The organism is Halomonas sp. 111 (assembly GCF_052379685.1).
Lineage (GTDB): Bacteria > Pseudomonadota > Gammaproteobacteria > Pseudomonadales > Halomonadaceae > Vreelandella > Vreelandella citrativorans.
This window is the reverse complement of sequence record NZ_JBQSYV010000001.1, coordinates 235,822-252,921: the sequence shown is the minus strand read 5'-3', so window position 1 is coordinate 252,921 and position 17,100 is coordinate 235,822. Positions and strand designations below refer to the sequence as shown.

Genomic DNA, 17,100 nt, shown 5'->3' with positions numbered 1-17,100 from the left:
TCCTTGAATTGCTGAACGTGTTGAGGCATCTAATTAAGTTAGACGATATTTACACAAGTGCAAATGATGATGTTTGTTTTGGGTGAAGTAAAAAAGGTGTAGTAAAAAGGCTGGCCATTCATTATTTGAGGTGTTAGGATGCGCGCTCCTCGCATGTGTTGACCCCTCCATCACGACGATAAGCGATGTCTACGTAGTTTTATATTTGATGCGTAGCAAGGCTTGCGGGAACATCTCGCTGATTGCAGATGTTCATTGCTGTGAAGATGGCGCGCCTCCAGCATTTCACCAAACGGGTGAAATCGGCGCAGAAGGTCGCCACAGCGGTTGGCCCTTTGAGAATATATAGGTTTGCCAACCGTATGCCAGGTGCGACCGGCGTCTCCGACTCCACTGATGACATTATCCGCTTATTGACGGAACCTGTTTTTCGATGCTGCTTTTTAGCGCAACATCGTTGTCAGAGTCAGAGACGCTTACGATGCTCTTTTGCCGGTACTGCCGGCCTACCAAGGTGTGATTAATGACCTCGACTTCTGTCGCCTCGCCGAGCTTCGGCGATCTGGCTCTATTGCCTGCCGTTCTGTCTGCTGTTGAAGCACAGGGCTATGTAACCCCTTCACCTATCCAGGCGCAAACTATTCCTGCGTTGCTGGAAGGTCGCGATATGCTGGGCCAAGCACAAACCGGTACCGGTAAAACCGCAGCATTTGCTTTACCGTTATTGTCACGACTGGATCTTCAGCGTCGTGCTCCTCAAGTATTAGTCATGGCCCCAACCCGCGAGCTTGCTCAGCAGGTTGCAGCCTCATTTAGTAAGTATGGTCAAAACCTGCAGGGCCTTGAAGTGGCCATCCTGTGTGGTGGCCAAGAGTACCGTGAACAGTTAGGCGCGCTGAAGCGCGGTGCCCAGGTTGTTGTTGGCACCCCCGGCCGTATTATTGATCACCTGGACCGTGGCAGCTTGAAGCTGGACGGCCTGTCAGCACTCGTATTAGACGAAGCTGATGAAATGCTGCGCATGGGCTTTATCGACGACGTAAAACGCGTGGTCGCCGATACCCCGAAAGATGCACAGCGTGTGTTCTTCTCGGCCACACTGCCGACTGAAATTGAGCGCATTGTTAACCGCTATCTGGTTGACCCGGTAAAAGTGGCGATTGAGTCGCGCACGACCACTGGCGAAAACATTGAGCAGCGCATTGTACGCGTTGACGGCGGTGCCAAGCTTGAAGCGCTGGCGCGTATTCTTGAAGTCGAGCCGGTCGATGCCGCTATTGTCTTCGTACGTACTCGTGCCGCTTGTACTACCCTGGTTGAGCAACTGACGGCTCGTGGTGTCAACGCCGCTGGCCTGTCCGGTGACCTGGACCAAAGCCTGCGCGAGCGTACGATTACTCGCCTGAAGCGTAGCAAGGTTGACGTACTGATTGCGACTGACGTTGCTGCCCGTGGTCTTGACGTGCCGCGCATTACGCACGTTATCAACTACGATCTTCCGCAAGATGCAGAAGCGTATACGCACCGTATCGGCCGTACTGGTCGTGCTGGTCGTAGCGGCATCGCGATTACCTTTGCTGGTTTCCGTGAAGGCCGTAAAGTAGGTTGGATGGAGCAGGCAACTGGTCAGAAAATGGCCGAAATGCCGCTGCCGGACGAAGCTGCTATTCGCGCTCACCGTGACGAAGTGTTCCACCACCGTGTGGTGGCAGCGCTTACCAAAGGCGCCGAAGAGCAGCAGGCACTGGTAGAGCGTCTGGTAGAAGAAGGTCACGACGCTATTCAACTGGCCTGCGCCTTTGCTGCCATGGCACGTGCTGATGAAGCGCCGATTGGCCGCTTGCAAGCGCCGCGTAAAGAGCGTGCCCCGCGTGAAGGTGGCAGCGCCAAGCCAGGTGCTCGCCGTGAGCGTGGCGAACGTGGCGAGCGTCCGCGCGCACCTAGCGAAGGCATGACTCGCTACCGTGTATCCGTTGGCCATAAAGATGGCGTTAAGCCAGGCCAACTGGTTGGTGCGTTGGCGAATGAAGGCGGCATTGAAGGTGCGCGTATCGGTCGTATCGATATCCGTAACGCCTTCTCAGTGGTTGAGCTGCCTAGCGGTTTGCCTTCCACTATTCTGACCAAGATGGCCCGTGCTCGTGTCGCCGGTCGTCCGTTGGAAATCAGCGAAGACCGTGCGCCTGAGCGTGCTCCGCGCCGTCGTCGTGATGATGGCGATGCGCCGATCCGTCGCCGCGAAGCGTAATCGCTTAAGCATGCGATAGCGGTATTAACCGCGCCTAAAATGCCCTCGTACCGGTTTCCGGTGCGGGGGCATTTTTTTGCTACGCTAAAAGATGACACGCCAAAAAAGCGACAGGGAGTCGACAGTGAAAGCAGCCTTGCATGAATGGAACCTGGCGCCTAAAGAGGCTATCGCGCTTCAGAAAGAGCTTGCTACACGGTTAGAGTCTGATGACCGTATTGCGCCGGTAACGCACATCGCCGGGATGGATATTGGCTTTGAAGACAACGGAGATACCACGCGGGCAGCCGTGGTGGTGCTCAAGTGGGACCCACAAACAGCACCTGACTTAACGCTTGTTGAGCGCGTTGTTCATCGTGAGCCGACGCGAATGCCGTATATTCCAGGGCTGCTCTCTTTTCGCGAAATACCGGCGGCACTGGGCGCCTTTGAACGGCTCAATATACTGCCCGAATTAATCATGGTGGATGGCCAAGGGATCGCCCACCCCAGAAGGCTCGGAATCGCCGCGCACTTGGGGTTGTGGCTGGACCTGCCTACCATCGGCGTTGCCAAATCACGCCTTTACGGCAAGCACGATGAGGTAGGCGAGGTACGTGGGGATTGGGTGCCACTGCGAGCCGGTGACGAGACGATTGGCGCCGTCCTGCGCTCGCGTGACAAGGTGAAGCCGGTATTTGTCTCGCCTGGCCACCGAATTAGTCTTGAAACATCGCTTGATTGGGTAATGCGTTGCCTGGGGCGTACCAAGTTGCCAGAGCCTACCCGCTTGGCCGACAGGTTGGCTTCAAGGCGCGACCAGCATGTCAAAAAGCCACAGAATTCGCTGTTTTAAGATGTCTGGCTCACGTGACCATGTGATGAGCGTTTTATAAAAGCGTGATAAAGCGCTTGAGTAAGCTTGTAGCCTCCTGTGTTTCAACCACCTGAGCGGCAATTGCCTCTGCGTCTTGTTGCTGTTCAAGCAGCACTTCGCGCTGATGCGCTATATAAGCGCGCATGACAGGTACAGTGAACTCAGGGTGAAACTGCACGCTCCACTGGCGCGGTCCGTAACGCAGTGCTTGGTGCGCATCGTGGGAATTACAGGCCAGCACCTGGGTATTGGAAGGCAACCCTAACACAGACTGCGCATGGGTCAGGTGGGCCATAAAATGCGCGGGTAGCTGGCTAAACAGGGGGTCTTGAAGGCCCGCATCCGTCAGCGTAACGCTATGCGTACCCAGCTCACGCCCCTTGGGGTGGAAGTCGCTGACACCTCCAAAAGCCGCTGCCATTAACTGATGGCCGTAGCAAACGCCTAACATGGGAATGTCCGCTTGAAGCGCCTCCTGTAGCCAGGGTTTTAAGCGTTCGCTCCAGGGCTCTTGGTGGCTCACCATGCTGTGCGAACCGGTAATCAGAATGCCTGCCAGCGCGTTTAGCGGTAGCGGCGCAGACTCCTTTCGGGCGTCCCATACGCGAAGTGTTAAATGCTCAGGCAGCGTATCGTTTAGCTGTTGCTCAAAGAGGGTTTCAAAGTCACCGTGCTGTTCGACAACGTCAGAAAATGCATCGCCGGTTTTGATAATGACGACAGAGGCCATATTGATTCCTGTGAAAAAAGGCAGCTTGGTGCGCACACTGTTGATGCGAGCATCAAGGGGATAAAGCATGTCATTATGCGACAGGGCGAATAGGATGTAACCGCCATTCAGTGAGTAACGCCAATAATGAGCGATCCTGCTCATTAAGCTTTAACAAGGAGATGACAATGCAACACGTGACGCGTGCCGGTGAACCGATGGATGTAGCCGGGGTAATACCTTCCGTTGATCAAGCCGCGCCAGAGATGGTATTAACCGATGGCAATCTTCAAGACGTAACGCTGGATACCTACGCAGGCAAGCGGAAAGTCCTCAATATAATTCCCAGCGTCGACACGCCGACCTGCGCCATGTCGACACGGCGTTTTAATGAGCTTGCTTCTAATTTGGACGATACCGTGGTGTTGGTGGTGTCAGCTGATTTGCCCTTTGCCGCTCAGCGATTTTGCGGTGCGGAAGGGTTGGACAATGTTAAAACGCTTTCCACCTTCCGCCATCCCGAGTTTTTAGAAGCCTGGGGTGTCGCGCTGCGTAATAACCCTATGGAGGGCTTATGTGCACGTGCCGTGGTGGTGCTGGATAGCGATAATCGCGTACTGCATAGCGAGCTGGTCAGCGAAATCAAAAATGAACCGAACTACGATGCGGCACTGGCCGTACTTACGGCGTAGCTGACTGCTGACAACGTTTAGCGGCCTCCAGCAGCGCACTAATCAGGCGCTGCTGGGGTCGGTTAAATATCAGCCATTCGGGATGCCATTGAACCCCAATTAAAAAATCATGTTCGCGCGATTCGATGCCTTGCACCAGGCCATCACGGTCACGCGCGACAATCTCTATCCCTTGGCCCGCTTGGTTAACGGCCTGATGATGAAGGCTATTTACCCGGCACCAGGTGACGCCGAGTAGTTGATACAGTTGGCTTGCCCCCACGATATCGACCGTCTTACGGGGAAGTACCGTGCGTCGACGTTTTAAGCCTTCGTGGGTGGTGTAAATATCGGGGTCCAGCGTGCCGCCTAAATGCACGTTGATTAATTGCGCACCTCGGCAAATACCCAAAACGGGTGTGTTTAAGGGAATGAATCGTTCAAGTAAGGTAAGTTCCAAGGCGTCGCGTGCTGGGTCAAGGCGTACATCCAACTGGAGTTCACCGCCGTAAAGGGTCGCCTGAATATCATCGCCACCGCCAATAATTAACCCATCCAGATACGCTGGTAACGGGCGGGAAGGGGATAGCCGCAAGGGTTTTCCGCCATGCCGCCATACGGCAAACCAGTCAAACCACCAGGCAAGGTGGCTTTTATAATCCGAGGTGGTAATTCCAATAAGCGGCCGTTGCATTCAGATAGGTTCTCTTGAGTCGTCAAAAATAGCCGTGCTGCTGACATGGAACGCTGTCTTAACGGCGCATCCACGTTGTCAGTTTGTCTTTTAAGCGCATCATGAACGGTCGATTTTGCTTGGCGATATATTCATCGCAGCGTGTTTGAAGAAGCTGAGTGTCCGCCGCGAGTTGTTCCACTTCAACCCAGCGGTTCCATTCCACTACTGCCCCCCAGCCTGGCTGAGAGAGCTGTGCATTGGGTAATCGGTAATGAAACGCGGGACGCGGTTTTATAAGTTTGGTATGCAGCAGCGCGTGAGGATGCTCTGGACACAAATATGCAAATAATGGCAGTAGGTCAAACTCACGATTGCGCGTGGCGTTATAGTGCAGGTAATCGTTAATAAACGATGCAAGGTCTGGCTGGTAGCGCCTATCCAGCACCTTTAACGCGTACTCCTTGGGGAAAGGGTTAGCATGGGGCAGCACTTCACGGGTGATATCCACTTTGATCTCATCGCGCAGCCAATGGGCCAGCAAGAGATAAGCACGCAGCACCGCCAGCAGGTAGTCAACGTCCAGACGCGCTACCTCCAAATTAAGGTGCAAACCAAAACCATACAGCAGACTAGCATCTGTGCCTTTTGCACCCTGGTCGCGTAATGCCTGAAAAATAGTATCCAGCTCTTTAAGTTCATTCCACGGCACCGGCGGACAAATAAGCTCGGTGGGCACCAGGCCTGTTACCATGTCGCCAATAAATTCGCGGGTCTTTTGGTGAAATTCCAGGCGGCGCTGGTGCCGATGCCGCTCCCATTCGCTATCCTGGTTGGCCTGCTCTTCAAGCAATGCCTGATCGGGGTGGGCATACTGGGTGTCAAGCTCAATGCCAAATACACCCCAGCGGGTTCCCTCAACCAGTAGCCGGTGGGGGCTTACCACGTTAAGCTCACCTTTAAACAGATCGCGAACCACTAATGCAGTGTCGTGGGGTGGCAAACCGGCAAATTCGATCTCAATGCCCACACGGCGTGCCTTGCCGTCGCTATTTAACCGATTCGGGGGAGCTTGCAGCGTCATCTCGGCATCCTGTGAGGTGAACGTTTAGACTATCAGCCTATCATAGTCGCGCAGGTAGGCTGAGCGGATTCCGGGAGGCGAGAGGGAGTAGGCGCGGTGTCATTTTTGAATCCATTTTAGGAGCATGGTGTGCGACAGCACTGGATAATTAACACTGCCATTTACATTGCGTTAACGGTACTGGTCAGCGTAATGGCGACTCAGGTTCAGGCCCAGGTCGTCTCGCTTTCCGGTTTGAGTGGAAATGAGCCGAACCAGGAAGAAGAGGTCAGCAGTGATGAATTCCAACGCTCGCTGAATGATGTTATCGCCATGCTCGACAATGAAGAGCAGCGTACGGCGCTGCTTAACTCGCTGCGCGAGCTACAGGTAACAACGGATGCTACTCAAGAGGAAGGCATCGTACGCCAAGGGCTGCTGGGCGCACTTGCCGACACGCTAACGGATCTCGGCGAACAGGCCCAGGCAGGCAACTCACCGATTGATGAGTGGTCACGGCAACTGGTGCAAGGGGCCGCTGATCTGCGTGCCTTAAATGCTGGCACGGACCGCGGGCAGGCGATCCGTGAAGTTGTTGACGGCGCAGTGATGGGGATTATCTGGGTCACGCTGCTGGTACTGATGATTGCCTTTGGCCGCTTGGTTGCGACGCGCCGAGAGTGGCCCCTGGATTTGCCTCGTGATCCCAAGGCGTGGCTGCTGGCGGCGCATTTTCTACGCCGCATGCTGCCTTGGGCACTGGCCTTTGCGATTATTCTGGGCATTGCCCAACTGCTGCCCTACAGCCCAGGGCGCACGGTGGTGTTGGTTATTGCGTATGTCTGCCTGTTTGGGCGTGCGTTATCGGTAGTGTTCGAGACCGTCATTGCCTTCTTTAGTCGAGGGCACCGCTTTACCGCTGTGCAGTTGTTGCAGCAGCAGGCACTGCGTGGGCTGTTTGTGATCGGGGCGTTGATCGCTTTGGGCGATGCGGTAAATTCAGCGCGCCTGGTGGATCTACTGGGGACCGAACTCTCAAGCCTTGTCTCGATGCTGTCCAATATGCTGGCCGCGCTGCTGGCTGCGCGCTTTATTATCAAGTTCAAGCAGCCAGTACGTCATCTCATTTGTAATCGGCCCTATAAGCAGCGCCGGGAGGCCAGCACGGCCGTTGAGATGGTGCGTACCTTGGGCGGCTTATGGCATATCCCGGCACTGCTACTGGTGGGCGGCTCGTTATTGGCGATTTTTATCACCGTGGGCGATGTCGGGACCGCGCTGGCACGTTCGATAATTTCTGCGAGCTTGCTGGTACTTACCTTGGTGATTACCGGGTTGATACGCCGTCAATCCGAGCGCTTGAGTAAGCGTCGTCGTCGGCGCTTTAGCCAGTACCGAAAACGCCTCGAGCGCTTTGGGTTTGTGTTGGCGCATATCTGTTCATGGATGGTATTTGCTGAACTCTCCATGCAAGTGTGGGGAGGATCGCTGTTTGGGCTAGGTCAAGAAGCGGTGGCCAGTACGCGTATCGGCCAAGCGCTGGTTAGCCTGGGGGCGACAATTTTGTTGGCATGGTTGGTGTGGATATTTGCCGACACGGCCATTCAGCGGGCACTGACTTCCTCGGGCCGCGCTCGTGGTCGGCGGGTTAACCAGGCGCGGGCGCAAACCATCACGCCGATGATCCGTAACGTAATCTTTGTCGCCATTTTGATTATCGCGTTTATTGTCGGGCTGGCTAACCTGGGGGTGAACGTGACACCGCTGCTGGCGGGTGCCGGTGTGATCGGCTTGGCGATAGGTTTTGGCGCACAGACGTTGGTTCAGGATTTGATTACCGGCATCTTTATTCTGATTGAAGATTCGTTGGCGGTAGATGACTTTGTGCGCATCAACAACCATATGGGGACGGTAGAAGGGCTGACTCTGCGTACCGTGCGGTTACGCGACCTGGATGGCGTGGTACATATTATTACCTTCAGTCGTATTGAGTCGATCCACAATATGTCGCGTCAGTTTGGTATTGCGCTAATGCGGATACGCATTCCCTATGACATGAAAATTGATGATGCCATTACGCTAATGCAGGAAACCGCCCAGGAGCTGCGCAATGACCCGATGATGCGTCATTACATCTGGTCGCCGCTTGAAATGCAGGGGGTTCAGGGATTTGAAGAGGGCTGCCCTATCTTGCGCATGCGCTTTCGGACCGCTCCTGAAATGCAATGGGATGTTTCGCGGGCCTTTAATCTACTGCTTAAACAGAGGATGGAAGCGCAGTCCATCGATTTGGGTGTGCCGCGTCTAAGTGTCAGCATGGAAGCGCGCTCAGAAGACCGTATGGAGCCGACCGGAGGCACCGACCTATCGCTTGATAATGGGGAAGCCACAACGGGTGAGCACGAGGCCAATAAAAAGCCTGCACCGCCCAGGCCCGCCCCGCAGCCTACTCAAGCAGAGATAGAGCGTGATGAGGGGGGGACGTATCGCGGCTCACCTTAAGCCGCAATCGTCTGGCTCAAGGTGAGTCCCAGCGCAATCCCCAGGCCTGTACCGATGGTGAAAATCGCAATGAGTAGCCAAGCGCCGCGCAAGCCACGCCAACGGTTGTAGAGTTTTACGACGTGGCTGACGCGGTCGACCAATTTATCGTGACGGGAAACTATCTCGTCAGGCGGTACTGAAAAATCGTTGGCAACATCATCCTGCCAATGGGCGCCGTGGGTTAGCCCAAGCTGAGTACGCAGCTGCCCAATGTCGCTCAGCGTGGCGTGCAGCTTATCGTAGTCTGCACGCCGCTTGGCGACGGCGAATGCGGCTTCCGCATCCTGGCGCAAAGCGCTGTTGGGGCAGCGAGCAACGGCTTGCTGTAGCTCTTCATCGTTTGCTTGGGGTGGAACGTTAAGGCGTTGGTACAAATCCCGCATAGGTGCATTGTTCTTTTAGGGTTGGAGGTTAACACCAGAGAGTGTGCCTATTTTACCGATAGGTTTGCATCAAGTAATCATAGGCGCTTTTTATACGTTGAAAACGTGCTGAAGCAAGGGCAATTTGATGTTCACTTTGGGTATAGAAGCGATCCGGATGGTGTAGCTGTGCCATGCGCCGGTAGGCACGGCGCACTTCTGCTTGGGTAACGCCGGGTGATAACTCCAGTACCGCCAAAGCGCGAGTGGTGCGATCAGGTGGCGGCGGTGTGGACGAGCGCTGTTGATGGCTGTGCTGATAGCCCTGGCGTGAACCCTGGTATGAGCCCTGCTGTGAGCCTTTTTGCGAACCGCTTTTCGAGTTTTGTTGCTGGCGTTTTGCGCGCTCACGCTCCTCTTTTTTGCGCCGAGCATGTTCCTGCTGCTGTTGGGCCTTTTCGTTGCGCGCTTGGTCTTTACGCGCTTTGTCGTCACGAGACTTGTCGCTGCGGGCTCTCTCACGCTCGGCCTTTTCCTGGGCTTTCGAATGCGCGCGTTGGGCCTCTTCTTCCTGGCGCCTTTTTTCCTGCTGTTCGGCTTTTTCCTGAGCCTCGCGGGCTTGGCGGGCAGCCTCTTCAGCCTTGCGTGCTTGCTGTGCGTAATAGTCAGCGTCATGGACACGCCAATAGGCGTCGCGGCTGGGATCTTCCGGCAGAGCGAGCGCGCGTCCTGTAAGCTCTTTAAATAGCGTGCCAAGTGTTGTGGGCAGCACATTGAGCAAATCTGCCACGAACCGCAATATATAATGGTTCGACAGAGAAAGGTCGCCATTGTCGGTTGCCACCGTGATGGCTTGATGCATGATGCCAAGGCTATGCTCTTCAGAGCACTCCTTGCGAATGACTTCAGCGGCAAGCTGAATAGCCTTGAGGTCGCGCTGCCGCGCAATATGCATGACTGGCGCCAGTTCATGCCCATGGCGAAAGTGCGCGCACACCTGGGCCAAACGGCGTCGCCGTTGACCTTCTGAAACGTGTTGGCGGTGCACCAATATCCAGGCCAACAGCAGTAGCTTTGCCGTATCCACTTGGCTGCGGCTTTGCAGTAGCAGCAGCTCAAAGGGGGAGAAACGGGCAATGGGCATTCCCAGGCTCCAAAGGGTAAAAGTAAACCATCCCCGCACGAAGCGGACCACCATGACAATTGGTGTCATGGTATATCATCGCTCAAGGCAATGAAGTAGGAGATTGACCAGGTGATTAACGTCGAGCGTAAAAATAGCTACCAGCTACGCCTTACACGGCGGCTCAAGGAAGAGACATCGCATAGGCTTGACGTCTATCTTTTTGTACCTGGCGAGCTGGGTTTAAATGCTCACGTCATCTCGGAAGAGGCATTTTATCACTCATCCATTAGTGTCTCGCGGACGTACTATAGCGATGCCTACCACCTGCCGCTAGTGCATAGCCGGCTCGCCAGCCGTAATCAGTTGGGCAGCGAATCTTACCGATTAAGCTTAAGTCTTTATGCGTATCAGTATGTGACTGCCATGGAGCGGACGACTCAAAAAATGCTGGTCCGCGAGCGCAAACTGCGTAGCGAGCGGCAAAAAGAGTCCAGCGATGTGCAGACGCTAAGAGAAGAGCTGTGTGAGCAACTGAATGAAATGCAGAAACTCAGCGAAAGCATTTTAAGGAAGATGCGCCGCAATCAACCCACGGATGAGCGTTTATACAAATATTTTGCCAATATCGACAACTATCTCTCCTGGTTTACTGAGCAGCAGCTGCTTTCACTAGTGGCCTATATGCCAAGAGGTGGCGAGTTTAGTGATATCAAGCGCCAGTTTATCAATGTGTGCGAACGTGAAAGTGAGTATCGACGCGAACAGAAGTACAACTCAGAGCGTGTGATGGAAGACCCGACACGCATGTCGAATAAAATGCGCTTGCTACGCCGCTTGATTGAATATCCGATTACCTTGAAGCAGGAGGCGCTGGAGTTAGGCGGCGGTGAGCAAAAAGCCGTAAAAGCGTTGGCAACCGCACTGGTAATGGCCTGTGTCACGCTGGGAGTATTGCGCGTACGCGAAGTCGTTGGCGATATTACGGCGCTGTTTGTGCTTGCCATGGCGCTGCTGTATGCCTTGCGTGAAGTGTTTAAGGATGACCTGCGCAATACGCTTTGGCGCCTGCTGCGTCGGGGACGGCCAAAATGGCGTCGCCAATACGTTGACCCCACGCGTAATGCACTGGTGGGGCGTCAGCTTGAATGGTTTGATTACAAGCGCTACACCGCCCTGAATGAAGACATCAAGCAGATGCGAAGACGGACCGTGGCTGAGCGGGAAGAGGATGTGCTGCATTACCGCTCCAGTTCGCGTATGTCGCCCACGCGGTTTTTGAGTGGTTACGAGCATACGCGAGAGACGCTGTATATTGATCTCTTGATGCTGACCCGCTTAATGAGCAAAGAGAAGCATCATATCTTTCGGTTAAAAGATGGCCAGGCCGTACGTGAAAGCGTTGAGCGGCGCCATTTGTTCAACCTGGTGGTGCGTGAAACCGGCAGTGAAGATGCCCCCTACCTGGCGCGCTGGAAGGTGGTGGTTAGTCGTTCAGGCATTGTCGATGTCGAAAAAGTTGCTGAAAGCGGCGCCTCAGAAGGCACATCCAGTGAGCTCAGCCCTTGAAGCCATTTCTTAAATTCAGTTCTTAATTCAGTCCTTACATACAGCCTCTGTGCATCGAGTGCCAGCCAGCTGCAAGCGATTCACTCAGAGGCGCCCGAAAAGACGCCTCTGAGCGGATATAGTCAGCGTTAAGCACTGTGTAACGGCTGATTAATTGAACGAATTAAGAGCCTTTTCCAGGTTGTCCACGCTGCGTTTAGTGTGATGCAGTTTATCCAGCCCAAACAGGCCGATACGAAAGGTCTGGAAGTTATCACCTTCATCGCACATTAAGGGCACGCCGCCCGCCACTTGAACGCCTGCTTGGGCAAACTTGCCGACAAGCCCGGCGTCGTCGGTGTAGCTGACCACGACACCCGGCGCTTCGAAGCCTTCAGCGGCAACGCTGATAAACCCGTGGCGTGCGAGCATGCCACGAACGCCCTGACCAATGGCCTGCTGCTCTTGCTTCACCTTGGCAAAGCCGTATTCACGAGTCTCCTGCATGATATCGCGCAGCTGGCGCAAGGCATCCGTTGGCATGGTGGCGTGGTAGGCATGCCCACCGTTTTCGTAGGCCTGCATGATCGCGTGCCATTTGGCTAAATCGCAGGCAAAGCTATTGCTTTGCGTTTCGCTTAAGCGCTGTGTGGCGCGCTCAGAAAGCATGACCATGGCGCAGCAGGGCGAGCCGCTCCAGCCTTTTTGCGGTGCGCTGACCACCACATCGATGCCCAAATCCTGCATATCCACCCACAGGGTGCCTGCGGCAATGGCGTCCAGCACAAACAGGCCGCCCACCTCGCGCGTCGCTTGCGCCACGGTGCGAATATAATCATCGGGCAGCAGTAGACCCGCAGAGGTTTCTACCTGGGGGGCAAACACCACGGCGGGTTTTTCCTGGCGGATACGCTCGGCGGCTTCTTCCGCAGGTACGGGCATAAACGGCGACTGCGGGTCATCAGCCGTCACGCGGCGTGCTTTGAGCACCGTGTGTTGGTCGGTTAAACGGCCCATCTCGATAATCTGCGTCCAGCGGTAGCTGAACCAGCCGTTACGGATCACCAGGGTTTTCTGATCCAGGGCGAACTGACGTGCGACCGCTTCCATGCCAAACGTCCCGCTACCGGGAACAATGGCCGTTGCATGGGCGTTATAGACCTCTTTCAGCGTGGTCGAAATATCGCGCATGACGCTTTGAAACTGCTGCGACATGTGATTGAGCGAACGGTCGGTATACACCACCGAGTATTCAAGCAGTCCGGTGGGATCAACGTTGGGCAGTAGGGCCGCCATGGCGTTCTCCTTAATGAGTAAGCGTACAGTTCACGCGAGATAAAGTGCCTTACAGGGTTTGAGGAAATAGAGCCCGAGGAAATAGAGTACGAGGAATTGTTAGGCGAGGCCAGTGCTGGCAGCGTGGTTCGCAAGGCAATAAAAAACCGCCGTCATGAAGACGGCGGCAGAGTGACAACCAGCCTGATGCGGCTAACCGCAGTAATGAATGCGGCCTAGCGTTGAGGCAATTGCTCGGGGCCAAAGGCGTCCGGCAGTAATGTTTCCATGGTGTAGGTTTTGAGCACCTCGCCCTGGCGGGAGATAACCATGATTTGCGTATCGGGGGTAGCGAACTCACGAATACGCTGACGGCAATCCCCACAGGGCGTGCACAGGTGCTCGCCTGGCCCCATTACATACACCTTGGCAAGCTCGCGCTGGCCAGCGGTTACCATCGCGCTAATGGCCGATGCTTCTGCACAAAGCCCCTTGTAGTGAGCAACTTCGACGTTAGCGCCTACAAACTGCTGGCCGTCCGGGCACTCCATGATGGATGCCACCGGGTGGTCGGAGTAAGGGACGTAGGCATTGTTCAGTGCATCAAGCAGCGTGTTGACCAGCGCAGAGTCTGCTTGGCTCATAAGCGATTCCTCGGTGTGGCCCACTTAGGCGTTGGCGGCGTCGTCACGCAGGACGGTATCCAGCGCGATGACCATCATATCGTTGAAGGTGGTTTGACGATCGGCGCTGGAGAGCGCTTCACCTTTCAAAATATGATCCGATACGGTGCAGATGGTCAGCGCGCGGGCACCGAACTCGGCGGCAACGCCGTAAAGGCCAGCCGCTTCCATCTCAACGCCTACAATGCCGTAGCGCTTCATCAGCTCGGCCATATCGGTCTGCGGGTTGTAAAACAGATCGGCGGAGAAAATGTTACCCACTTTCACTGGCACGTGTTGCGCTTTGGCGGCGGCCACGGCGTGGCTTGTCAGCTCAAAATCCGCAATCGCGGCAAAGTCGTGGTCGTTAAAGCGCATGCGGTTCACCTTGGAGTCCGTGCACGCACCCATGCCGATCACCACATCACGAACGTTAACGTCGTCGCGTACCGCGCCGCAGGAGCCTACTCGAATAATCGACGTCACGCCGTAATCGGTAATCAGCTCTTTGGCATAGATGGACACTGATGGAATACCCATGCCGTGGCCCATCACGGAAATTTTGCGGCCTTTATAGGTGCCGGTATAGCCCAGCATGCCACGCACGTCGTTCACCTGACGCACGTCATCAAGGTAAGTTTCGGCAATGTACTTGGCGCGCAGCGGGTCGCCGGGCATCAACACCGTATCCGCGAAATCACCCTGTTCAGCATTAATATGCGGAGTAGCCATGTGGTTTCCTTATGTCTTGTTAAATAGCGCCATCAGGCAGCATAAGAGAGAAAGCTTTTGCCATCGTCCATTGCGGGAAGGGCGAAGTAATCCGCCAGTGTCTGGCCAATATCGGCAAACGTATCGCGTGCGCCCATCGGCCCTGGCGCAAACCCCGCGCCGCTGACCATCACAGGAATGTATTCGCGCGTGTGCTCAGTACCTTCCCAGCTTGGGTCGCAGCCGTGATCGGCGGTAAGAATCAGCAGATCGTCACTGTTCAACGCAGCCAGCAGCTCCGGCAGGCGAGCATCAAAGTGCTCAAGGGCGGCCGCGTAGCCCGGCACGTCACGACGATGACCGTAGACCGAGTCGAAATCGACAAAGTTGGTCATGATCATGGTCGGGCGGTCGCTGGTTTCAGCAGCGGTGCGCGCCACTTCACCCAATGTCGCGTCCATCAGCGCATCGTGGCCGCTGGCTTTGACCTTGTGGGTAATGCCGCAGTGGGCGTAGATATCGGCAATCTTGCCAATCGATACCATTTCACCACCGGCATCGGCGAGCTTTTGCAGTACCGTGGGCGAAGGCGGCTCTATGCTGTAATCGCGACGGTTACCGGTACGCGCAAAGCTTGTGCTGTCTTCACCTATAAACGGGCGGGCGATAACCCGGCCGATATTGTAAGGCTCCAGCAGCTCACGCACGGTTTCGCACAGCGCGTAAAGGCGGTCCAGGCCAAAGTGCTCCTCGTGGGCGGCAATCTGGAAGACCGAATCCGCTGAGGTATACACAATCGGTTTGCCGGTTTGCACATGCTCATCACCCAGCCGGGCGATGATCTCGGTGCCTGAAGCATGGCAGTTGCCGATCACGCCGGGCAGGTCGGCTGCCTGAACAATCTTGTCCAGTAGCTCTTGTGGAAAGCTTTCAGCCTTGTCGCTGAAGTAGCCCCAATCAAAACGCACCGGCACGCCAGCGATTTCCCAGTGGCCGGACGGGGTGTCCTTGCCGCTGGAAATTTCCTGGGCGTGGGCGTAGGCGCCTTCAAGCACCTCGGGGAGGGCAACGCCTTCGGCAACCGTGCCGGTGCTATCCCGGTGGGCATGAAACAGGCCAAGTTTGGCCATGTTGGGCAGCTTCAAAGGACCCGAGCGCTCAGCCGTATCGGCGTCGCCACGCGCGCAGGCGGCAGCGATATGGCCCAGGGTGTCCGAGCCTTCATCGCCGAAGGCGGCGGCATCGGCGGCGCTGCCGATGCCGAAGGAGTCTAGTACCAGCACAATTGCACGTTTCATGGCGTTTTCCTCGTCAGATGGTGCTAATTAAAGCGCTTCACCGCGATAGGTTTCCTGGAGCAGTGAATCAATCGTTGCTTCACCCGTGCCAATAGTGATCGCTGCACGCAGCTGGGCAGCGGCGCGGTCAGCTGCTTCATCGCTACGTGCGTGAACGAAGGCCAGCGGCTGCTGGTTATCCACCTGGGCGCCCAGTTCGGCAATCGCACTAAAGCCCACGCTATGATCGATACTGGCATCGTTACGCAGGCGACCACCGCCCAGTTCCACCACGCTCATGCCTACTGCGCGAGTATCGATGCGCAACACATTGCCCGACTGCTCGGCATACACGGGTTTGACCACGTTGGCTTTGGCAAGGTAGCTGTCAGAGCGCTCCATAAAGTCACCCGGGCCGCCCAGCTCACGTACCATGCGTGCGAATACTTCGGCGGCGGCACCCGAGGTCAGGGCTTTTTCAAGCTGGCTTAGGGCATCTTCACGGCTTTTCGCCAGTTTGCCCGCCATGAGCATTTCCACGGCCAGTTCACGGGTAACCTGCATTACGCGGCTGTTCGGGCGCTCACCGCGCAGCAGTTCCAGCGTCTCGACGATTTCAACCGCGTTGCCCGCGCACGGTGCCAGCGGCTGGCTCATGTCGGTGAGAAGTGCGGTCGTCGGCGTACCGGCCTGGGTGGCCACCGTGGCGATACTTTTGGCAAGCTCGTGGGATTTTTCGGTGGTGGGCATAAACGCGCCACTGCCGACTTTGACATCCATGACCAGCGCATCAAGGCCAGAGGCAAGCTTTTTACCCAGAATGGAGGCGGTAATCAGCGGAATGGACTCAACCGTGGCGGTGACGTCACGCACGCCGTAAATGCGCTTATCCGCCGGTGCCAGGTTGCCGGTCTGGCCGATGATCGCCACACCGGTAGATTTCACCACGTCGCTGAAGCGCTCAGGGGCAGGGTAAGGGTCGTAGCCGGGAATCGATTCAAGCTTGTCCAGCGTGCCGCCGGTGTGGCCCAGGCCACGGCCTGAAATCATGGGAACAAACGCGCCACAGGCAGCGACCCACGGGCCGAGCACCAGAGACACCAGATCACCCACGCCGCCGGTGGAGTGCTTATCGACCACTGGGCCGGGCAGGTTGAGTGAGTCCCACTGCATCACGTGACCCGAGTCACGCGTGGCGGTGGTTAGGGCTACGACTTCCTCACGGCTCATGCCGTTAAGAAATACCGCCATGGTGAAGGCGCCAATCTGAGCGTCGCTGATGCGGTCATCGGCAATGCCTTGAATAAACGTTTTGATATCCGCAGCTGCCAGCGGGTTGCCATCACGTTTTTCGCGAATTAATTCCTGCGGGAGCATA

General features: G+C 55.8%; 15 protein-coding genes. 5 read left to right on the top strand and 10 right to left on the bottom strand.

What is annotated here, in order from left to right:
- Positions 1-523: 523 nt before the first annotated feature.
- Positions 524-2,248, top strand: a complete 1,725-nt coding sequence (locus tag ACT3T7_RS01205; protein WP_172118031.1) for a DEAD/DEAH box helicase — start codon at positions 524-526, stop codon at positions 2,246-2,248.
- Between the two features lie 124 nt (positions 2,249-2,372).
- Positions 2,373-3,083: a deoxyribonuclease V gene (nfi, locus tag ACT3T7_RS01200; RefSeq protein WP_172118030.1), complete on the top strand. Its 711-nt coding sequence runs from the start codon at positions 2,373-2,375 to the stop codon at positions 3,081-3,083.
- 34 nt (positions 3,084-3,117) lie between these two features.
- On the opposite strand, the gene ACT3T7_RS01195 is transcribed toward nfi, so the two are convergent.
- The gene (locus tag ACT3T7_RS01195; RefSeq protein ID WP_172118029.1) at positions 3,118-3,834 is read right to left on the bottom strand and encodes a glutamine amidotransferase; all 717 of its coding nucleotides are present in this window, start codon (positions 3,832-3,834) and stop codon (positions 3,118-3,120) included.
- 167 nt (positions 3,835-4,001) lie between these two features.
- Between ACT3T7_RS01195 and tpx the strand changes: the two genes are divergently transcribed.
- Positions 4,002-4,505, top strand: a complete 504-nt coding sequence (gene tpx, locus ACT3T7_RS01190; RefSeq protein WP_087108345.1) for a thiol peroxidase — start codon at positions 4,002-4,004, stop codon at positions 4,503-4,505.
- On the opposite strand, the gene ACT3T7_RS01185 is transcribed toward tpx, so the two are convergent.
- Together ACT3T7_RS01185 and ACT3T7_RS01180 are read right to left on the bottom strand one after the other, a co-directional pair.
- Positions 4,495-5,178: a gamma-glutamyl-gamma-aminobutyrate hydrolase family protein gene (locus tag ACT3T7_RS01185; RefSeq protein ID WP_172118028.1), complete on the bottom strand. Its 684-nt coding sequence runs from the start codon at positions 5,176-5,178 to the stop codon at positions 4,495-4,497. The two genes, tpx and ACT3T7_RS01185, sit on opposite strands and share 11 nt — an antisense overlap.
- A gap of 58 nt (positions 5,179-5,236) precedes the next feature.
- Positions 5,237-6,241: an amidoligase family protein gene (locus ACT3T7_RS01180; RefSeq protein ID WP_172118027.1), complete on the bottom strand. Its 1,005-nt coding sequence runs from the start codon at positions 6,239-6,241 to the stop codon at positions 5,237-5,239.
- Positions 6,242-6,370: 129 nt separating this feature from the next.
- Between ACT3T7_RS01180 and ACT3T7_RS01175 the strand changes: the two genes are divergently transcribed.
- On the top strand, positions 6,371-8,722 hold the full coding sequence (locus ACT3T7_RS01175) for a mechanosensitive ion channel family protein (RefSeq protein WP_444629815.1): 2,352 nt from the start codon (positions 6,371-6,373) through the stop codon (positions 8,720-8,722).
- Here the strand turns inward: ACT3T7_RS01175 and ACT3T7_RS01170 are convergent.
- A complete protein-coding gene (locus ACT3T7_RS01170) occupies positions 8,719-9,147 on the bottom strand; it encodes a hypothetical protein (protein ID WP_172118025.1) in 429 nt (142 codons plus the stop codon). The two genes, ACT3T7_RS01175 and ACT3T7_RS01170, sit on opposite strands and share 4 nt — an antisense overlap.
- Positions 9,148-9,199: 52 nt before the next feature.
- Positions 9,200-10,270: a DnaJ domain-containing protein gene (locus tag ACT3T7_RS01165; RefSeq protein ID WP_444629847.1), complete on the bottom strand. Its 1,071-nt coding sequence runs from the start codon at positions 10,268-10,270 to the stop codon at positions 9,200-9,202.
- A 111-nt stretch (positions 10,271-10,381) separates the two neighbouring features.
- Here ACT3T7_RS01165 and ACT3T7_RS01160 point away from each other — a divergent pair, with 111 nt between their 5' ends.
- Positions 10,382-11,818 carry a hypothetical protein gene (locus ACT3T7_RS01160; protein ID WP_172118024.1) on the top strand — a complete coding sequence of 479 codons (1,437 nt, stop codon included), beginning with the start codon at positions 10,382-10,384 and terminating at the stop codon, positions 11,816-11,818.
- 150 nt (positions 11,819-11,968) lie between these two features.
- Here ACT3T7_RS01160 and ACT3T7_RS01155 read toward each other — a convergent pair whose 3' ends face one another.
- From ACT3T7_RS01155 to deoA, 5 genes are all read right to left on the bottom strand, one after another.
- Positions 11,969-13,093 (bottom strand): aminotransferase class V-fold PLP-dependent enzyme, encoded by a 1,125-nt coding sequence (locus ACT3T7_RS01155; RefSeq protein ID WP_444629814.1) that lies wholly within the window; start codon positions 13,091-13,093, stop codon positions 11,969-11,971.
- 215 nt (positions 13,094-13,308) lie between these two features.
- Complete coding sequence (gene cdd / locus ACT3T7_RS01150; RefSeq protein ID WP_018919042.1) at positions 13,309-13,716, bottom strand: cytidine deaminase; 408 nt, start codon at positions 13,714-13,716, stop codon at positions 13,309-13,311.
- Between the two features lie 24 nt (positions 13,717-13,740).
- Complete coding sequence (gene deoD / locus ACT3T7_RS01145) at positions 13,741-14,466, bottom strand: purine-nucleoside phosphorylase (protein ID WP_444629813.1); 726 nt, start codon at positions 14,464-14,466, stop codon at positions 13,741-13,743.
- 32 nt (positions 14,467-14,498) lie between these two features.
- Positions 14,499-15,743 (bottom strand): phosphopentomutase, encoded by a 1,245-nt coding sequence (locus ACT3T7_RS01140; RefSeq protein ID WP_444629812.1) that lies wholly within the window; start codon positions 15,741-15,743, stop codon positions 14,499-14,501.
- A gap of 27 nt (positions 15,744-15,770) precedes the next feature.
- On the bottom strand, positions 15,771-17,099 hold the full coding sequence (gene deoA, locus ACT3T7_RS01135) for a thymidine phosphorylase (RefSeq protein ID WP_192526702.1): 1,329 nt from the start codon (positions 17,097-17,099) through the stop codon (positions 15,771-15,773).
- Between the last annotated feature and the right edge of the window lies 1 nt (position 17,100).